The organism is Geobacillus sp. JS12 (assembly GCF_001592395.1).
GTDB lineage: Bacteria > Bacillota > Bacilli > Bacillales > Anoxybacillaceae > Geobacillus > Geobacillus zalihae.
The window spans coordinates 2,834,300-2,851,245 of the sequence record NZ_CP014749.1; the positions used below are offsets into that span (position 1 = coordinate 2,834,300).

17 protein-coding genes and 1 pseudogene are annotated in these 16,946 nt (G+C 53.2%); 3 read left to right on the forward strand and 15 right to left on the reverse strand.

Features of this window, described 5'->3' with window-relative positions; genetic code table 11:
* Positions 1 to 78 precede the first annotated feature (78 nt).
* Positions 79 to 1,188: an RNA-guided endonuclease InsQ/TnpB family protein gene (locus tag A0V43_RS13885; RefSeq protein WP_063193371.1), complete on the reverse strand. Its 1,110-nt coding sequence runs from the start codon at positions 1,186 to 1,188 to the stop codon at positions 79 to 81.
* A gap of 522 nt (positions 1,189 to 1,710) precedes the next feature.
* On the reverse strand, positions 1,711 to 3,054 hold the full coding sequence (locus tag A0V43_RS13890) for a 6-phospho-beta-glucosidase (RefSeq protein ID WP_063193372.1): 1,344 nt from the start codon (positions 3,052 to 3,054) through the stop codon (positions 1,711 to 1,713).
* A 124-nt stretch (positions 3,055 to 3,178) separates the two neighbouring features.
* Here A0V43_RS13890 and A0V43_RS13895 point away from each other — a divergent pair, with 124 nt between their 5' ends.
* Positions 3,179 to 3,946 (forward strand): MurR/RpiR family transcriptional regulator, encoded by a 768-nt coding sequence (locus tag A0V43_RS13895; RefSeq protein ID WP_063193373.1) that lies wholly within the window; start codon positions 3,179 to 3,181, stop codon positions 3,944 to 3,946.
* Positions 3,947 to 4,493: 547 nt separating this feature from the next.
* On the opposite strand, the pseudogene A0V43_RS19325 reads toward A0V43_RS13895, so the two are convergent.
* The 5 genes and pseudogenes from A0V43_RS19325 to A0V43_RS13915 all read right to left on the reverse strand — a co-directional run.
* Positions 4,494 to 4,749: pseudogene (locus A0V43_RS19325) on the reverse strand (IS1634 family transposase); the annotation flags it as partial.
* A gap of 246 nt (positions 4,750 to 4,995) precedes the next feature.
* Positions 4,996 to 6,357 (reverse strand): FAD-binding oxidoreductase, encoded by a 1,362-nt coding sequence (locus A0V43_RS13900; RefSeq protein WP_063193374.1) that lies wholly within the window; start codon positions 6,355 to 6,357, stop codon positions 4,996 to 4,998.
* Positions 6,358 to 6,466: 109 nt separating this feature from the next.
* Positions 6,467 to 7,444, reverse strand: a complete 978-nt coding sequence (locus tag A0V43_RS13905; RefSeq protein WP_063193375.1) for an alpha-ketoacid dehydrogenase subunit beta — start codon at positions 7,442 to 7,444, stop codon at positions 6,467 to 6,469.
* Positions 7,445 to 8,524 (reverse strand): pyruvate dehydrogenase (acetyl-transferring) E1 component subunit alpha, encoded by a 1,080-nt coding sequence (gene pdhA, locus A0V43_RS13910; protein WP_063193376.1) that lies wholly within the window; start codon positions 8,522 to 8,524, stop codon positions 7,445 to 7,447.
* Positions 8,525 to 8,625: 101 nt separating this feature from the next.
* Entirely contained in the window at positions 8,626 to 9,921 is a 1,296-nt protein-coding gene (locus A0V43_RS13915; RefSeq protein WP_063193377.1) for a dihydrolipoamide acetyltransferase family protein, read from the reverse strand.
* Positions 9,922 to 10,399: 478 nt separating this feature from the next.
* Here A0V43_RS13915 and gloA2 point away from each other — a divergent pair, with 478 nt between their 5' ends.
* Positions 10,400 to 10,786, forward strand: a complete 387-nt coding sequence (gene gloA2 / locus A0V43_RS13920) for an SMU1112c/YaeR family gloxylase I-like metalloprotein (RefSeq protein WP_033011380.1) — start codon at positions 10,400 to 10,402, stop codon at positions 10,784 to 10,786.
* A gap of 99 nt (positions 10,787 to 10,885) precedes the next feature.
* Positions 10,886 to 11,872, forward strand: coding sequence for a Gfo/Idh/MocA family protein (locus A0V43_RS13925; protein ID WP_063193378.1), 987 nt, complete (start codon positions 10,886 to 10,888; stop codon positions 11,870 to 11,872).
* Positions 11,873 to 11,967: 95 nt separating this feature from the next.
* On the opposite strand, the gene A0V43_RS13930 is transcribed toward A0V43_RS13925, so the two are convergent.
* From A0V43_RS13930 to A0V43_RS13960, 8 genes are all read right to left on the reverse strand, one after another.
* Entirely contained in the window at positions 11,968 to 12,405 is a 438-nt protein-coding gene (locus A0V43_RS13930) for a DUF4275 family protein (RefSeq protein WP_060788603.1), read from the reverse strand.
* Positions 12,384 to 12,623: a hypothetical protein gene (locus A0V43_RS13935; protein ID WP_236930831.1), complete on the reverse strand. Its 240-nt coding sequence runs from the start codon at positions 12,621 to 12,623 to the stop codon at positions 12,384 to 12,386. The genes A0V43_RS13930 and A0V43_RS13935 overlap by 22 nt, the downstream gene beginning before the upstream one ends.
* A 4-nt stretch (positions 12,624 to 12,627) precedes the next feature.
* The gene (gene arsC / locus A0V43_RS13940; RefSeq protein ID WP_063193379.1) at positions 12,628 to 13,047 is read right to left on the reverse strand and encodes an arsenate reductase (thioredoxin); all 420 of its coding nucleotides are present in this window, start codon (positions 13,045 to 13,047) and stop codon (positions 12,628 to 12,630) included.
* 15 nt (positions 13,048 to 13,062) lie between these two features.
* Positions 13,063 to 14,127, reverse strand: coding sequence for an ACR3 family arsenite efflux transporter (gene arsB, locus A0V43_RS13945; protein WP_063193380.1), 1,065 nt, complete (start codon positions 14,125 to 14,127; stop codon positions 13,063 to 13,065).
* Positions 14,128 to 14,151: 24 nt separating this feature from the next.
* Positions 14,152 to 14,499: an ArsR/SmtB family transcription factor gene (locus A0V43_RS13950; protein WP_063193381.1), complete on the reverse strand. Its 348-nt coding sequence runs from the start codon at positions 14,497 to 14,499 to the stop codon at positions 14,152 to 14,154.
* 225 nt (positions 14,500 to 14,724) lie between these two features.
* Positions 14,725 to 15,108: a DUF1360 domain-containing protein gene (locus A0V43_RS13955; RefSeq protein WP_063193382.1), complete on the reverse strand. Its 384-nt coding sequence runs from the start codon at positions 15,106 to 15,108 to the stop codon at positions 14,725 to 14,727.
* Between the two features lie 633 nt (positions 15,109 to 15,741).
* Positions 15,742 to 15,858, reverse strand: a complete 117-nt coding sequence (locus A0V43_RS19340) for a DUF3789 domain-containing protein (protein ID WP_128578038.1) — start codon at positions 15,856 to 15,858, stop codon at positions 15,742 to 15,744.
* A gap of 87 nt (positions 15,859 to 15,945) precedes the next feature.
* The gene (locus A0V43_RS13960) at positions 15,946 to 16,398 is read right to left on the reverse strand and encodes a VanZ family protein (protein ID WP_063193876.1); all 453 of its coding nucleotides are present in this window, start codon (positions 16,396 to 16,398) and stop codon (positions 15,946 to 15,948) included.
* Between the last annotated feature and the right edge of the window lie 548 nt (positions 16,399 to 16,946).

Here is a 16,946-nt window from a genome sequence, read left to right on the forward strand (position 1 = left end):
GGGGCTTCTCGGGTAATCCCATCTCATGATGGGAAGTTGACCGAGCGATCCCCGTGTGCCCCACGGTTCGAGGACAAGTTAGACGATCGCCAATCGTTTCATGCCCTCATGTTTGATATTGATAGCCGCATTGACGTCCCTGTCGCTCTCGAATCCACATTCACAGCGGAATGTACGTTCAGAAAGCGATAGAGACTCCTTGACTCGACCGCAGCACGAACACGTTTTGGACGAGGGGAACCATTTGTCGATTTTGATCAGCTTCTTCCCCTGTTCGGCCAGCTTGTACTGAAGGAAAGTGGTGAACATGCCCCAGCCGTTGTCATGAACGCGTTGACCGAAATGGAGGGCTTGTGACATCCCTTTCATGTTGAGGTCTTCGATGACCACGCAATCATACCGTTTCGCTAATTTGTGCGACTCCTTATGCAGAAAGTCCTTGCGCTGGTTGGCAATTTTCTCATGCAGCTTCGCTACTTTCAGACGCTGTTTGTGCCAACGATTCGAGCCTTTCTTTTTACGAGACAATTTACGCTGTTCTTTCGCTAATGTTTCCAATGCTTTGCGATAGAATCGAGGATAATTGGCTCTCTTACCCTCGCTATCGACATACAACGTACTCATGGAAAAATCAAGCCCAACAACCGTTTGTACTTCTTTTGGGGCAGGTTGATGTTCGTACTCTGTGAGAATAGAAATATAGTATTTTCCTGTTTTGGTTTTCGTGATCGTACAAGACTTGATGATATGGTCGGCAGGAATCTCCCGATGTTGCTTGAGCTTGATCCATTTCAGTTTGGGCAGCTTGATACAGCCATCTGAAAGCTTGATGTTGCCATTTACCATATTTGTGGTGTACGACTGTTTCGCCTTGCGGTTTTTGAACTTGGGAAATCCAGCGCGGCCAGAAAAGAAGTGTTGAAATGCTTTCTGCAAATTCAATTGGGCGTTTGCCAGCGCAAGGCTGTCCACTTCTTTTAGCCAAGGAAACTCCTTTTTGTACTTGGCAGGGGTCGGAAATGTTTGCTGTTTCAAGGATTCTTGATCGTCCTTGAACTTTTCAAACATTTGTATGCGCTCTTCAAGCATTTTGTTATACACGAAACGGACACAACCGAAGGTTTTGGCGAGCAGTTGTTCTTGTTCTTTTGTTGGGTATAGACGGAACTGATAGGCTTTGTTTGCCATATCGACACCACATCACTTCATACCTTGATTTTCGATATATTTTTTCTAAAACTGATTGTATATAAGTTGAAACTTTGTTTTACATCCAGTAGAGCGCCCGCTGCATTCTATCAAAATGACTTGTTATGAAGGAAAACAGAATCGAACAATCGGAAAATCTTTATTGCAACTTATATATCATAACACACAAAAAAAGAGACAATTTTAGGCTATACCTAACCAAAATTCATCTCCCACTTTCACTTCGTTTAGAAGTGGGAGACTTCTTTCGGAAAGATGTTAAACAGCCGATCATGGTCGATTCGCGTTTCGGACACGGTCTCCCTCCTTGTGATATTTGAACTTCCTTTATTTTCTTCGCCGCGCCTTAGGCAAAATCCTGCCGAAAAGGCTGGTGAAAAGCATTGATTTTGTCTAAAATAAGGGGAACGTGAACGGGAAGAAAGCCCTTGTGTTGTGCGGCTTTTCACGATGAAATGACAAAGCCGCCTGTCACTGGCGGCCTTGTCAGTCCACTATAGCTTAGTTTCCAGCCGCTGCTTTGGTCTGTTTGAAAAACTGCGGCAAGTATTCTTTATGCGCTTCAAGCATTTCGTCCAACATTTGTTTGGCGATGGTGTCAGACGGCACAAGCGGATTGATCGTCATGGCGACGAGCGCCGTTTGGTAGTCGCCGGTGACCGCCGCTTCGGCTGCGACGCGCTCGAACGACTTGATTTGCTGGACGAGCCCGCGCACCGCGACCGGCAAGTCGCCGACGGCGATCGGTTTCGGCCCATCTTTTGTGATGACGCAGTTGACCTCAACGGCTGATTCTGGCGGAATGCTGGCAATGGCGCCGTTGTTTCTCGTGTTGACCGGCTGAATGTCGCGCTTGTCGTTGTAGATGGAGCTGATCAAGCTGCAGGCGGCGTCGCTGTAGTACGCCCCGCCGCGCTGTTCGAGCTGCGGCGGCTTGATGGCCAAGTTCGGGTCTTTGTACAGCTCAAACAGCTCTTTTTCGAGCTGTTGGACGACTTCGGCGCGGGTTCCTTTCGTTTTCGCCGCTTCCAGTTCCTCGGCGAGCATTTTGTCTGTTTGGTAGTAATACCGGTGGTACGGGCATGGCAGCACTTTCAGCCCTTTTAGGAAATCCGGCTCCCAGCCAAGGTCGACGATATTTTTCATCGTCACACCGGAACGATCCGGATGGGCAAGGAGGTCGATCACCTTTTCCGTCACCCGGACGCCGTCCAGATAGACGTGCAAGCCAAACACCATATGGTTCAAGCCGGCAAAATCAATGTGCACGCGGTCGGCATCAACGCCAAGCAGCTTGGCGACGCCCATGCGCATGCCGATCGGCACGTTGCACAAACCGACGACTTTTTCCTGCTTCGTGTAGCGCAAGACGGCTTCCGTCACCATTCCAGCCGGGTTTGTGAAGTTGATCAGCCATGCATCGGGGCAAAGCTCTTCCATATCGCGAATGATGTCCAAAATGACCGGAATGGTGCGCAGCCCTTTAAACAATCCACCCGGACCGTTTGTCTCTTGGCCGATCACCCCGTATTGGAGCGGGATGCGCTCGTCTTTCGCCCGCGCCTCAAGACCGCCGACGCGAAACTGCGTCGTGACAAAATCAGCTCCTTCTAGCGCCCGACGGCGATCCAAAGTCAAATGAATCTCGATCGGCACACCGGCTTTTTCGACCATCCGTTTGGCAAGGGCGCCGACGATTTCGAGTTTTTCTTTGCCTTCCGGAATATCGACAAGCCACAGCTCCCCGACCGGCAATTCATGATAACGCTTGATCAACCCTTCGACCAATTCCGGCGTGTAGCTTGACCCGCCGCCGATCGTCGCCATTTTCAATCGTTTCCCCATACTCCTCTTCCCCTTTCGCCCAGTTGGGCATGGTATAATCAATGTAGGAATCAACCAGTGGGCTTGAAAGCGCCATCCTTTCCCGGCTATCGCATGTTCTGTCCCATGAAAGCGAGGTATCCCGATGTTCACTCCCGAACAAATCGCTCAGTTCTCCGAACTCGACTACGCCATTTACGACTATGTGATGAAACATCCGCATGAAGTCGCGTACATGCGCATCCGCGAGCTCGCCGAAGCCGTCCATGTCTCGCCGCCGACTGTGCTCCGCTTTTGCAAAAAGGTCGGCTGCGAAGGGTTCAGTGAATTTAAAACGAAATGGAAGCTGTATTTACGCGAGACAAAGCGAACCGCGATCATCAGCAGTCAAGAGGTGCTTAAGGAATTTTTCGAACGGACGCTGACGACCGATTACGAGCGGACCATTCTGGATGCGGCAGCTGTGATCGCCCGGGCGGATCACGTCATTTTCGTCGGATCGGGCAGCTCGGGCATTTTGGCCGAATACGGCTCGCGTTATTTTTCCGCGTTTCAAAAGTTTTCCGTCTACATCAAGGATCCGTTTTTTCCGATTTACGGCCATTATTTCCACAACTGCGCCGTGATCGCCTTGTCGGTGTCTGGAGAGACGTCCTATACGCTCGCCCAAGTGCACCGCTTCAAGGAAAACGGCAGCACGATCATCAGCATCACCAATCGGAAACATTGCACACTCGCAAACATCTCGGACTACAACTTGACGTACTACGCCACACCGGAGCGGATCGGGCAGACCGATGTCACCACCCAGCTTCCGGTCGTCTACTTGCTTGAGCGGCTGGCGAAAGAAATGTATCAACAACTGAGACGGGAGACGGAAACGATCGGAAAGGACAGCAGCCCAACTGATTGAGCCCAGCGCTGCGGACCGCAGCAACGCCTTGTTGTTGGCTCCATCTACTATTACTAAACCGCGCCGGAAGGGAAAAGTAAAGGGGACGGCGCTCGGCTGTAACAAAGGAAAAACGAAAAACAGCTGTTTCTATGTTGTAACGTTGTGTTACAGAAACAAGGGCCTCTGCTTCTCCTGTTTTGTTGATTCTCTTACATTGGCTTACTGTAGCCAATGCACATACAACCGATGTTTTTATATAGATGCAACGAAGAAGTTTAACATATCCTTGACGGAAAAGCGGTTTTCCCCTTTTCGACTGTCGGAGGAAAGCCACAGGCTTCTCCGTCACGCCTTGGCGTGACGGAAGACCGAACAACCGCCTGCTTCACAGACCCATATATGGGTCTGGAAGCGGCATTGTTCGGTCGCCCGACAGTCGATCAAATACTCGGTAAAAGTTGCAAATGGTAAATCTTCAAATTGCATCTATATAGAATCACAGTTTAGCCAACACGACAAACGATGGCCATCCTTTTTCTGCCATCGCTTGTCGTTCCATATGACGTTACACGTAAATGCTCTCATCCACGACCAATCCCTGCAGAACCCTTTGCTGATCCAAATTGAGGAAACGATCCAGTGCGCGTTGGATGCGTCCATCCGACAGCTCCAGCGGGACGACTTGCACATACTCAAACAAAAACCGCCTGTCCCGTCGGCCGGGTCAGCTTGCGGCCTCCAGAACCCTTCAATGGGTGTTCTAGTGTAATAAACTGACGCACCCGGCGCTGAAAGATGCGGTAAATGCCAGCCTCATACAGACGGTCGAGATGGCGTGCCAACGTATCGTTATTCAATTACAAGAAAAAACTCTTACACTTTCCTTGTGTGTCAAGGATTCATTCAACATCGGTACGAAAAAGTCCTCCTGATTTTCTCCGAGAGGGTGCGAAGTGTGAGCAACACGTTTATATTGTTGGAACGCTTAGCGGATTTCTCCTTTGCGCCGCCCACCGATCAAAAGAAACATCCCCGCCAACAGGCAGGGATGAAGAGCGTCCGCATGATTAAAAGATTTTCCCCGGATTGAGAATGCCGTTTGGGTCAAACAATTGTTTCAGCCGTTTCATCCACACGACGGCGTCTCCTTTCTCCTCGCGCAAAAACGCCCGTTTGCCAAGGCCGATGCCGTGCTCTCCCGTGCACGTGCCGCCGCGCGATAAGGCATAGCGGACGATATGGGTGTGCACGCGTTCGATCCGCGCCATCTCATCTGCATCGTTCGGGTCAAAGGCAAGCACCGTATGGTAATTGCCGTCGCCGACGTGGCCGAAAATCGCGGCGGTCATCTTCTGCTCGTCAACGAGCCGACGCGTATCGGCGATGGCGCCGGGCAGTTCGGACAGCGGCACGCACACGTCGGTGGAGAGCATCGCCTTGCCTGGATAGGCGGCTTGAATGGCAAACGCCGCATGGTGGCGCGCTTCCCACAGCTTCGCACGGGCGAGCGAGTCGGTCTCGACCATAAACGAAACCACCCCCTCCGCTTCGCACAATTCGTTGACAAGCTTTGTCCCTTCCTCGACGCTTGACGGGCTGCCGCTCAGTTCAATAAAGAGCGTCGGCTTCACCGGGTAATCGGTTTTTTTGTACGCATTGACCGCGGCGATCGTCGCCTCGTCCACGAGCTCGATTTTGCCGGGGCCGACGCCGGACCGCAAAATGGCAAACGCAGCCCCTGCCGCTGTCTCGAGAGACGGGAAGCACACTTTGATGGCGTTCGTCGCCTCCGGAATGCCGTGCAGGCGGACGACGAGGCGGGTGAACACGCCAAGCGTCCCTTCCGATCCGACGAACAAGCCGGTCAAGTCATAGCCGGCCGACGATTTCACCGCCAAACTTCCCGTCTGAATGACTGAACCGTCCGCGAGCACCACCTCTAATCCGAGCACTTGATCGCGCATGACGCCGTATTTCACGCAGTTCGTGCCGCTCGCGTTCGTCGCCGCCATGCCGCCGATCGTCGCGTCCGCCCCCGGATCGACTGGGAAAAACAACCCGTATCGCTTCAGCGCCTCATTCAGCTGCAGCCGCGTCACTCCCGGCTCGACGATGGCGAGAAAATCGTCCGGGCGAATGTCGATGATATTGTTCATCAACGTCAAATCAAGGCTAATCCCGCCTTGGACCGGAATGACGTGCCCTTCCAAGCTCGTGCCGGCGCCAAACGGTGTGACCGGAATGCGATGCTCGTTGGCAAACGCCATCACCCGGCCCACTTCCTCCGCCGTTTTCGGAAACACGACGACATCTGGCTTATGCGGCGCATGGTAGGCGATGCCTTTGCTGTGGTGTTCGAGCACCGTTTCATTGATGCTCACCCGCTCGCGGTCGCCGATCAATTCAAGCAGTGATTCGTATACGTTCATCGTTCTCCTCCTCACCCGATCGGATCAAGCGGCGCCACCCATCGATGCGCCGCCTTTTCTCTTGACGCACTCTGATGGTGGATCGATCGACCCGGATGGCATGGTTCGTTTAGTATCGCAGCAACGTTTCGATCCCTTCCACGATGCGTTCGGCGTTCGGCAGCCAATCATCCTCGACCGACGGCACCGGATACGGCGTGTCGTAGCCGGCGATACGCACGATTGGAGCTGATAGAGAAAACAGCGCCCGCTCGCTGATCAAGGCCGCCACTTCGGCGCCAAACCCGCCCGTTTTCACTGCTTCATGGACGATCATCACCCGTCCTGTTTTTTCCACCGAAGTGATGATGGTGTCGATATCAAGCGGCTGCAGGCAGCGAAGGTCGATGACCTCCGCATGGATTCCTTTCGCTTCCATCTCGGCGGCGACTTTGGCGGCAAGCGGCACCGTCGCCCCCCAAGAGATGATCGTCACATCATCGCCCTCTTTCACGACGCGCGCCTGGCCGAGCGGAATCGTGTACGGTTCTTCCGGCACCTCCATGCGAAACGCCCGATACAGCTTCATCGGCTCCAAAAACAAAACCGGGTCTTCATCGCGAATGGCGGAAATGAGCAGCCCTTTCGCATCGTACGGATTGGACGGCATGACGACTTTTAAGCCCGGCGAATGGGTAAACAGCGCCTCAAGCGCATCGGAGTGCAATTCCGGCGTCCGCACCCCGCCGCCGTACGGGCTGCGCACGACGATCGGGCACGAAAACCGTCCGGCCGAGCGGAAGCGGATGCGCGCCGCCTGGGCCGCCAGCTGGTCCATCGCCTGGTACACAAACCCGAGAAACTGAATTTCGGCAATCGGGCGCATGCCGTTGATCGCCAGTCCAATAGACGTGCCGATAATGCCCGATTCCGCCAGCGGCGTATCAAACACGCGCCCCTCGCCAAACTGCGCAAGCAGCCCGTCCGTCGCCCGGAAGACGCCGCCGTTTTCACCGACATCTTCGCCAAGCACGATGACGCGCGAATCGCGCTCCATCTCCTGGCGCATCGCTTCATTGATCGCTTCAATCATCGTCAGCTCGGCCATTTATCTCACCCCGCTCCGTTGTTTGCGCCGCATCACTTCTTCTTTTTGCTCGGCCAGCAATTTGGGCGCCTCGCTGTACACACAATCGAATGCATCGACAATCGAACCGGACTTGCTGGCGATGGCCGCCTCGTACGCCGCCGTCACTTCATCATTCACTTGGGCGACAAGCGCGTCTTCCTGCGCTTCCGTCCATAATCCGCGCCGTTCCAAAAGCAGGCGCAGACGGCGGAGCGGATCTTTCGCCCGCCATGCTTCCACCTCTTCCGGCCGACGGTATTTCGTCGGGTCGTCCGCCGTCGTGTGCGGCCCAAGCCGATAGGTGAGCGCCTCGATCAACATCGGCCCCTCGCCGCGGCGAGCGGCTTCGACGGCCTGCTTCATCGTTTCGTACACCGCCAGCACGTCATTGCCGTCAACGAGCACCCCTTTCATCCCGTACGCAAGCGCCTTTTGCGCGATCGTCCGGCTGGCCGTCTGCTTCCGGTACGGGACGCTGATGGCGTATTGGTTGTTTTGGCAGAAAAAGATGACCGGCACGTTGTACACCGCGGCAAAATTCATCGCTTCATGAAAATCGCCCTCCGACGTTGCGCCATCGCCGAAATATGCGACGGACACTTGCGGCTCCCCCTTCAATTTCGACGCCCACGCGCAGCCGACCGCATGAAGCGTCTGAGCCGCGATGATAATTTGCGTCGGGAAAATGTTCACTCCCTCCGGTATCCGTTTCCCTGACAAGCGGCCCTGCACGTAATGGAAAAACTGCTCAAGCGGCATGCCGTGCATCAGACAGACCGCCACTTCGCGGTAGCTCGGGAAAATCCAATCGTCTTTTTGAAGCGCAAGGGCGCTGCCGATTTGCGCCGCCTCTTGGCCGCTAAACGGGGCATACGTCCCGATCCGCCCTTGCCGCTGCATGCGCAACAGCCGCTCATCAATGACGCGCGCCCGCCGCATTTCCCGATAGGCGCGAAGCAGCCATTCATCGGAAAACGCCGCCAGCTGCCTCTCGTCGCCGTTTCCGTTTTCGTCCAAAATTTGCACGACCTCGACCGACAATTGGTCCGGATCAAACATGGGCTTCCCTCCTCATCATTTTTTTCATCACGGCCCAGCTGCTTCTCTTTGGCGCTCGCTCTCTTCCAGCACGAAGACATGTCCTCCTAACCGCGCGCCGCCTACCGCACGTCCAAGAGCAGCACTTCCGGATTTTCCAAATAGTAGGCCACCGTCCGCATAAACCGCCCGGCCGGCTCGCCGTCAATGACGCGGTGGTCAAAGGTGAGCGACATTCCCATCATATCGCGGATGACAATTTCGTCGCCGACGACAACCGGGCGCCGTTTGATCGCATGCGCTCCGAAAATCGCCACTTCCGGATAGTTGATGATCGGCGTCGCAAACCACCCTCCGCCCGCGCCGGTGCTCGTGATCGTAAACGTGCTTCCTTGCAGCTCGTCAAGGCGAAGCGCCTGGCGGTGCGCTTTTTCCGACAGCTCGGCGATCTCAACGGCGAGCTCGCGGATCGATTTTTGATCGGCGTCGCGGATGACAGGGACGACAAGCCCCGCTTTCGTCGCCGTCGCGATGCCAATGTGATAGCGCTTTTTCAAGACGATTTCATTCGTCTCTTCATCGAGCGAAGCGTTAAACATCGGATATTGCTTCAGCGCCCTTGTCACCGCTTTAATAATAAACGGCAAATACGTCAGCTTGATCTGCTCCTTGGCCAGCTCGCTGGCCAGGTTTTTGCGGATCTCGACGAGCTTCGTCACGTCCACCTCGTCCATCCCGGTCACATGCGGCGCCGTGTACGCCGATTTCACCATTTTTTCGGCGATTTTTTTGCGCAAGCCGCGAAGCGGGATGCGCTCTTCTTCTGGAACCACAAGCTCCGTGCTGGCGATGGACGTCCATGCGGCTTTGTCCGCCTTTTGCTCTATCGCCGTGCCCCCAACTGGCAAAACCGCGGCCCCGCTCCTTTCACGTTGCTCTGCCACCGCCACGGCTGCTTCCCGCTCGCGGACATATCGCTCCAAGTCGGCGAGCGTCACCCGGCCGCCTTCGCCCGTTCCTTCCACTTCATCGATCGGAACGCCCAACTCCCGCGCCCGCTTGCGCACCGACGGCGCGGCAATCGCCCGTTTGCGCGCAGGACGAGGCGTTTCTCCATGCAGAACAGGCACGGGCTCCCGAACCGAATCTTCGATGGGCGCGGCTTCCCCCACGACCGACGCCTCGGTTTCCACGACAATGAGCGGCTCTCCAACCTTCACCGTCGCCCCTTCCGGCCCGGCAAGCGCCACCACTTTGCCAGCGACCGGCGTCGTCATTTCCACCATCGCCTTATCCGTTTGAATTTCAGCGATCGGCTGATCGGCCTTGACCACATCCCCTTCGCGAATGAGCCAGCGGATGATTTCCGCTTCATGCAGCCCTTCGCCGATGTCAGGCAATTTAAATTCGTAGATCATGCCATATCCCCTTCCCCTTGTTCTCATGCTGTGATGGGAAACAAACACAATGGTGCAGCATCCATGGTGCGGCGATCATGAGGAAACATAGAAGTTAAGCGCTTACAAAAAAACGTGGTGACCATTCGTTTTTTTCTACCAAAATATCAAATGAATATTTTAAATTTTCCAACCTACAAGATTTATGATAGTCTATAGATTGTCAAACTGTCAATATAAGGAGAGCAGACATTTTTCGCCCGCTTCGACAATCAACGACAGCAACTTCCATTATCGCAACATAACATTTTCGATTTCATTTGTCCCCAAACACCGGGAACGGGTCCAAAACGGCGGGGAGGCTGTTTTTCCCAGTATGAGCCATACAGGCGCCAATCGGCGGCATTGGGTGAAAAAGAAGTTGGTTTTATAAGGTTTTTCTAATTGAAAAATAAAACTAGTTCAACGGCATCACCCGTTTATATAAGGAGGAATTGACATGCGCCTTGCCACGATTCACCATATCGCTTTGATTTGCTCGGACTATGAACGATCAAAACGATTTTATACAGAAATTCTCGGATTTCGCCCCATCCGTGAGCAATACCGCGCTGAGCGCCGTTCGTACAAACTCGATTTGGAGGCTGATGGCGGCATTCAGCTTGAGCTATTTTCCTTTGAAAACCCGCCGAAGCGCCCAAGCTACCCGGAAGCGTGCGGACTGCGCCATCTTGCTTTGGCGGTGGACAACCTCGATGAAGCCATTGCCTACTTGCGCCAACATGGCATCGATCCCGAACCCGTCCGCGTTGATGAAGCGACCGGCAAACGATTCACCTTCTTCCAAGATCCGGACGGGCTGCCGATCGAGCTGTATGAAAACTAGAGAGAAAAGCACACTTGCTCCATGACGATGACAAAACGAAGCCTCTCCGTTGATTTGTGGTACAATGGGGGGCGATACAAATGAAGGAGGCCAAACAACATGATTCGATTCGCAACCATCGGCACAAACTGGATCACCGAAGCATTTCTTGACGCCGCGCGCCTCGTCGATTCCTTCGAACTTGCCGCCGTCTACTCGCGAACCGAGGAGACCGCAAAGCGGTTTGCCGACAAAGTCGGGGCGCCGCGGACGTTCACCGACTTGCAAAAGCTGGCCGAAAGCGACGACATTGATGCCGTCTATATCGCCAGCCCGAACGCACTTCATGCCGAGCAGGCGATTTGGCTCATGAACCACGGCAAACACGTCTTATGCGAAAAACCGCTCGCCTCCAATGCGAGAGAAGTCAAAGCGATGATCGAAGCGGCGGAGCGAAACGGCGTCGTATTGATGGAAGCGATGAAAGCGACGCTGCTCCCCACTTTCCGGTCCATCCGCGAGCACTTGCCGAAACTCGGCCGCATCCGCCGCTACGTGGCGAACTATTGCCAATACTCATCGCGCTATGACGCCTATAAGCAAGGAACGGTGCTCAACGCCTTCAATCCCGCTTTCTCCAACGGGGCGTTGATGGACCTTGGCGTCTATTGCCTGTACCCGATGGTCGTTTTGTTCGGCCAGCCCCGCAACGTGAAGGCGCAAAGCGTGAAGCTCGAATCCGGCGTTGATGGCGAGGGCTCGATCGTGCTCGATTACGGCGACATGGACGCAGTCGTCTTTTATTCCAAAATCACGAACTCGCACTTGCCTTCGGAGATTCAAGGGGAAGACGGAAACATGATCATCGACGCCATCCACACACCAACCAAAGCGGAAATCCGCTACCGCGACGGACGGGTCGAGGACATCACCGCGCCGCAGGACAAGCCGCCGATGTACTATGAAGTGAAAGAATTCATCGATCTCATTGAAAGCGGAGCGCGCGAATCAGCGATCAACTCGCACCGTCATTCGCTTTGGACGATGGAAATCATGGACGAAGCGCGAAGACAAACCGGCATCGTGTTCCCGGCCGATCAGCGGTAATAAAAAAGTTCCAACCTAGTCTGCCTGGGGCTAGGTTGGAACTCTTTTTCTTTCTGTCTCATTGGATTTCCTTGGCCGCCGATAAGCCATGGCTGTCACCTTCTGCTAAAATACGGACCAAGCCATCCGCTTTCATGCGTCATGACAAACGTCCAGTTGAACTCGCTGTCCACTACGTATAGATCGATTTTGTCGTTTTCCGCTGCCAGATCGGCGGCTTTCAAGCCGGACGCATCCTCCACGGTGAACGCATCGTCGCCATGTTGAAAGAAAAGATAGCAACACGTTTTCTCTTCTTGATCAAACGCCATTTCCGCTTCTTCTCCTGTGAAACAGCCTCTCATCCCATAGCTGAACAGGTGCCATAAGTAGCCGTTGACTCCATTCCGATTATGAAGGTGGATGCGTTGTTTTTCTTCCGCTGTCAAATGGCCGGCAAACGCCTCTTCCCACTGTTGTCGCCATTGCGCTCCGAAACCGGACTGTTTACGGATTTTGATGTTTCGGCGAGCTAACTGATGAAATAACTCCATTTGATTTCTCCCCCAGTGACCTGATGTGGCACTGCCTTCATCGATGTGCTCATTTCGTCTGTCAAAACGTTCGATGGATCGACAAGATGGCTTCTCACCATCTTTGTCACGCCGAGCGGTTTTCGTCCGCCCAGCCACTTCCCCGTTTCCGGCCGCACTTCGACGAGCGGTTGCTGCGCAAGACAGTTTCCCCGCTCTTTGCGCCTGCCTCGCTGCACCGTCCTATTCCCCCGTCTCGGCAAACCGGCGAATGCGCTCGCCAATTTCATCGCGGACGCGGCGGAACACCGCGAGTTTCTCCTCTTCCGTCCCTTCCGCCTTCGCCGGATCGTCAAAGCCCCAATGGACGCGCTTCACGTGCGGCGGGGTGACGGGGCAATGGTCGGCCGCATGGCCGCACAGCGTCACGACCAAATCAGCGCGGTTTAACATGTTCGGGTCGATGACGTCAGACGTTTGCTTCGAAATATCGATGCCGACTTCTTTCATCACCTTCACCGCATGCGGATTGAGCCCGTGCGCTTCAATCCCGGCGCTGTACACCTCCCATTCGTCACCAAGAAGTTGTTTCGCCCAGCCTTCCGCCATTTGACTGCGGCATGAGTTTCCGGTGCATAAGAAATAAATGATTTTTTTCTTCATCGTTGATTCCCACCTTTACTTTGATGTTGGAGTGACCGAGGAAAAATACTTTCGCTGAAACGCCAAGGCGACGTTGACAAGCGCCAGCATCACCGGCACTTCAATCAGCGGGCCGATGACCGCCGCAAACGCCGCGCCCGAATGAATGCCAAACACCCCAACCGCCACAGCAATCGCCAGCTCAAAGTTATTGCTCCCCGCTGTAAACGCCAGCGTCGTCGATACCGGATAGCCAGCCCCCAATTTTTTCGCCAAAAAGAACGACACAAAAAACATAATGACAAAATATAGCAGCAACGGAATCGCAATGCGCACAACATCGAGCGGCAAGCTGACGATCATATCGCCTTTGAGCGAAAACATCACCACGATCGTAAACAAAAGCGCAACAAGCGTCAGCGGGCTGATTTTCGGCACAAACACTGTTTCATACCATTGCCGCCCTTTCGCTTTCACAAGCACAAACCTTGTCGCCATGCCGGCCAAAAACGGAACGCCTAAATACAAGAACACCGATTTCGCCACTTCCGCCATCGTGATCTCGACAACGGCTCCCTCAAGCCCGAACCATTCCGGAATGACCGTCACAAATACATACGCATACAGCGAGAAAAACAGCACTTGAAACAGGGAATTGAAGGCGACAAGTCCTGCTGCGTATTCCGTGTCGCCGCGCGCCAAGTCGTTCCAGACGATGACCATGGCGATGCAACGGGCAAGCCCGATTAAAATCAAGCCGATCATATACTCCGGCTTGTCAGGCAAAAAGACGACCGCCAACAAAAACATGAGAATGGGGCCGATCACCCAGTTTTGCACGAGAGACAAAACGAGCACCTTCACATCTTTGAACACGCGCCCCATTTCCTCGTAGCGCACTTTCGCCAGCGGCGGATACATCATCAAAATCAAGCCGATCGCGATCGGAATCGAGGTCGTACCGACTTGCAGGCGGTTCAACCCATCCACCAGCCCCGGAGCCCAAATCCCGATTCCAATCCCAGCCGCCATCGCTAAAAAAATCCATACCGTCAAAAAGCGGTCTAAAAACGACAACCGCTTCGGTTCACAACAATCCATCATCATTCACCCCGTTGTCCATCATCAGCACCCGCAGCGGGCCGCGGGATTCGCTGTCTCGATTTTGCGAATGTTTTCGTCTTGGTCCGGAACGTATGACAACACCGCTTGCAGCAGGGAGTAGTATTCGCTTTGCGGCCGGAGCGAATAATACACCCATTGCCCCCTCCGCTCCTCTTGGATCAGCCCGGCGTCTTTCAACTTGCGAAGATGCTGGCTGATCGCCGGCTGGCTGGTCGAAAACACCTCCAGCAGCTCGCACACACAGCACTCCCGCTGATTCAAAATCGCCAAAATCGTCAGCCGCGTCGGATCACCGAGTAGCTTCAACACCCGGGCTGTCGCTTCCATCTCCATTGCGAGTTGCGGCATATAACCTCCTCCATTCATCATCATATCATGATTTGCTTATATCAAAACGAACAACCATCATGAAACGGCCACGCCGACCAACGAAATGGTTTCCGTCAATCAGTATATAATTAAATACTTATATAAGTCAACCATGATGTATCGACAAAAGCAAGAAAAGCGAGCGTGTCGCATGTTTCCGCCGCACGCCCGCAAATGTTCCCCGCCCTCTGCCGCCAACACGCCTTAGTCCATCCGCTTTTTCGCCGCCGACAACAGATCGATTGCCTTCGTCCCCACCCCGACAAACGTCTCCAAAATCGCCTGCGCCCCGGCGATGGAAAAGACAAAAATCAACGGCATGGCGATCTTCGGGATGAATAAATACCCAAGCGCGAGAAACATCGCGCTCCATACGCCTGCGCACCAGTAACAGTTCAACAAATAACCGAATTTCGATTTCGGCACTTTCTTGATTTCCGTACTCCCGTCCTCGTGTTGGATTTTCTCTTTTTTCATAAACGGATTGCGAATAAATTCCGTGATTTTATCAAAGACGATCAAGTGAGTGAACCGATAGCTGGCCAAAATGATCATGATGTACGTCATCCAGTCGAGTTCACGAAGCATGGTAGGTTCCTTTCTTTTGCAATCTTTTTCTTTAGTATGAACAAAGATGTGTTTCCTTATGACCTCTGATGGTTGACGGAGCCGGTCGAGGGAAAGAGCGGTATAGACTTTCGTGACAAAGCCAATCGATCCCGCTGCTATTGCTAAGGTGGTGATAGCGTATGCGCAGAAAGGAGAATCGCCAGTTGCGAAGATCAGCCATTTCAAGGCGAAAAGATGTGCGAGCACCGTCATTAAGATCGATTTATGCTAAACCTGCTGTGCGAAATCGATACGCAAACATCAATGCGTCTTCCAGTTCAAGCATTTGTTTTGATCGGTTGCCTTCTGCTCCTTTATTGGATGTTAGCCCTGATGGTGTTGTGACTGTGAATCCCGATAATCCTGTGCATCAACGGTGGCTAGATGAAGAATGATGCAGCCGGGTGGTATTTACGATATATATTTTCGTTTTCAGGAAGGGCAAGGCGGTACAATATCGTCCTGTTCTTATTTTGGGCTTTAAAGGCCATCGAGCCATTGCTATTGGATTAAAGGCATCCTCAAACAATGCGCGCTTTTTTTGCAAGCTGACGTAAACATGATCGCATAGCACTTTCACAAAAAAATCCCTTGCCTGCCGCAAGGGACTTCTCACTTTTCCCTCCACCGTTCGCTTGCTTCATCCGCCTGTTTGGCCGCCACCATCATGCTCATGGTGACGAGCATCACGAACGAGCCGACAAACATTCCTGCGATAAACGCGACCATGACTCTCTCTCCCTTTTCTCGCAAACTTGTTATTGGCCATTCTTTCCGTTTGCATTTAGGCCTATACGTTGAGAGAGATCTGTTCTATTATACGCCGCGTTTGACCGCCCGATGCTTGGTCCTTGCCCAACAGCGGCAAACAAAGACGATCAAAAGCGCAATCAGCGCCCCACATGAATCAATCGCCACATCTTTTGGCGTCGCCGTCCGCCCCGGTTCAAACGATTGGTGCCACTCATCGGTCGCCGCGTAGGCGGTCGCAAACAGCCAAGCGCCCGCATACGCAAACCGCTTGGGCAACAGCGCCCGCCACACAAGCGCGGCCAAAATGCCAAACTCGGTCAAATGCGCCGCTTTGCGGATCACAAAGTTCAACCATGACGGCCCCTCTTCATCCCCTCCGCCGAACGGCAAGTACGACAAAATCATCTGCAGCACATGCGCCGTATTCGCCCCGGTGAACCAGGAAGACTCGCTGAACGTGTAAATGACGAGGCACCAGAGAATGACAGGAAGCCAGCGGGAAAGGAAAGCTCTCATCGTTTCACCTGCCAACAACCTTTTTACCAATAAAACAAGGTACCTAAACAACAAACGAAAGTAGACACCTTGTTCGCTAAACCCTTTACCATCATAACAGGGAGGGTGATATTTTTCCATTTTCTTTTTTGAAAGCTGCTTCACCATTGCTTGAAAATCGTTCGCTCACAGGCTGGAAAGAAGACTTCTTTTCCGTTCCCTTTTTTCTTTCCCCATTTCCCTTTTAAGAGAGATTCTCTCCCTAGTTTATGTTTTCATGAACAAGGGTATGGGTATAGTAGTAAAAGGAAAATCTGTACATTTTTTTCGGTCAGCATTATAATTTTTAGAAAGGAGAATCAATGAGGTGATCGATATGCCTTCCGCTTTGGAAACGAAAATGAGGGTGACACTGTCTTGCACGGAACAGGCCAACAAACCGGATAAGGATCTTTCATTCGCCGAATTACGGAAAAAAATAGCCAAACCTTCTCCCTTTGGCAAAAAATTAGTGGACATCTACAAACAAGGACGGTAGCCGATTATGTCGTTTGTGATGACATATGAAG

Coding starts and splice junctions, on each gene's coding strand:
- A0V43_RS13885 (WP_063193371.1), bottom strand. CDS start 1,188: ATGGCAAACAAAGCCTATCAGTTCCGTCTATACCCAACAAAAGAACAA.
- A0V43_RS13890 (WP_063193372.1), bottom strand. CDS start 3,054: ATGGGGAAACGATTGAAAATGGCGACGATCGGCGGCGGGTCAAGCTAC.
- A0V43_RS13895 (WP_063193373.1), top strand. CDS start 3,179: ATGTTCACTCCCGAACAAATCGCTCAGTTCTCCGAACTCGACTACGCC.
- A0V43_RS13900 (WP_063193374.1), bottom strand. CDS start 6,357: ATGAACGTATACGAATCACTGCTTGAATTGATCGGCGACCGCGAGCGG.
- A0V43_RS13905 (WP_063193375.1), bottom strand. CDS start 7,444: ATGGCCGAGCTGACGATGATTGAAGCGATCAATGAAGCGATGCGCCAG.
- pdhA (WP_063193376.1), bottom strand. CDS start 8,524: ATGTTTGATCCGGACCAATTGTCGGTCGAGGTCGTGCAAATTTTGGAC.
- A0V43_RS13915 (WP_063193377.1), bottom strand. CDS start 9,921: ATGATCTACGAATTTAAATTGCCTGACATCGGCGAAGGGCTGCATGAA.
- gloA2 (WP_033011380.1), top strand. CDS start 10,400: ATGCGCCTTGCCACGATTCACCATATCGCTTTGATTTGCTCGGACTAT.
- A0V43_RS13925 (WP_063193378.1), top strand. CDS start 10,886: ATGATTCGATTCGCAACCATCGGCACAAACTGGATCACCGAAGCATTT.
- A0V43_RS13930 (WP_060788603.1), bottom strand. CDS start 12,405: ATGGAGTTATTTCATCAGTTAGCTCGCCGAAACATCAAAATCCGTAAA.
- arsC (WP_063193379.1), bottom strand. CDS start 13,047: ATGAAGAAAAAAATCATTTATTTCTTATGCACCGGAAACTCATGCCGC.
- arsB (WP_063193380.1), bottom strand. CDS start 14,127: ATGGATTGTTGTGAACCGAAGCGGTTGTCGTTTTTAGACCGCTTTTTG.
- A0V43_RS13950 (WP_063193381.1), bottom strand. CDS start 14,499: ATGCCGCAACTCGCAATGGAGATGGAAGCGACAGCCCGGGTGTTGAAG.
- A0V43_RS13955 (WP_063193382.1), bottom strand. CDS start 15,108: ATGCTTCGTGAACTCGACTGGATGACGTACATCATGATCATTTTGGCC.
- A0V43_RS19340 (WP_128578038.1), bottom strand. CDS start 15,858: ATGGTCGCGTTTATCGCAGGAATGTTTGTCGGCTCGTTCGTGATGCTC.
- A0V43_RS13960 (WP_063193876.1), bottom strand. CDS start 16,398: ATGAGAGCTTTCCTTTCCCGCTGGCTTCCTGTCATTCTCTGGTGCCTC.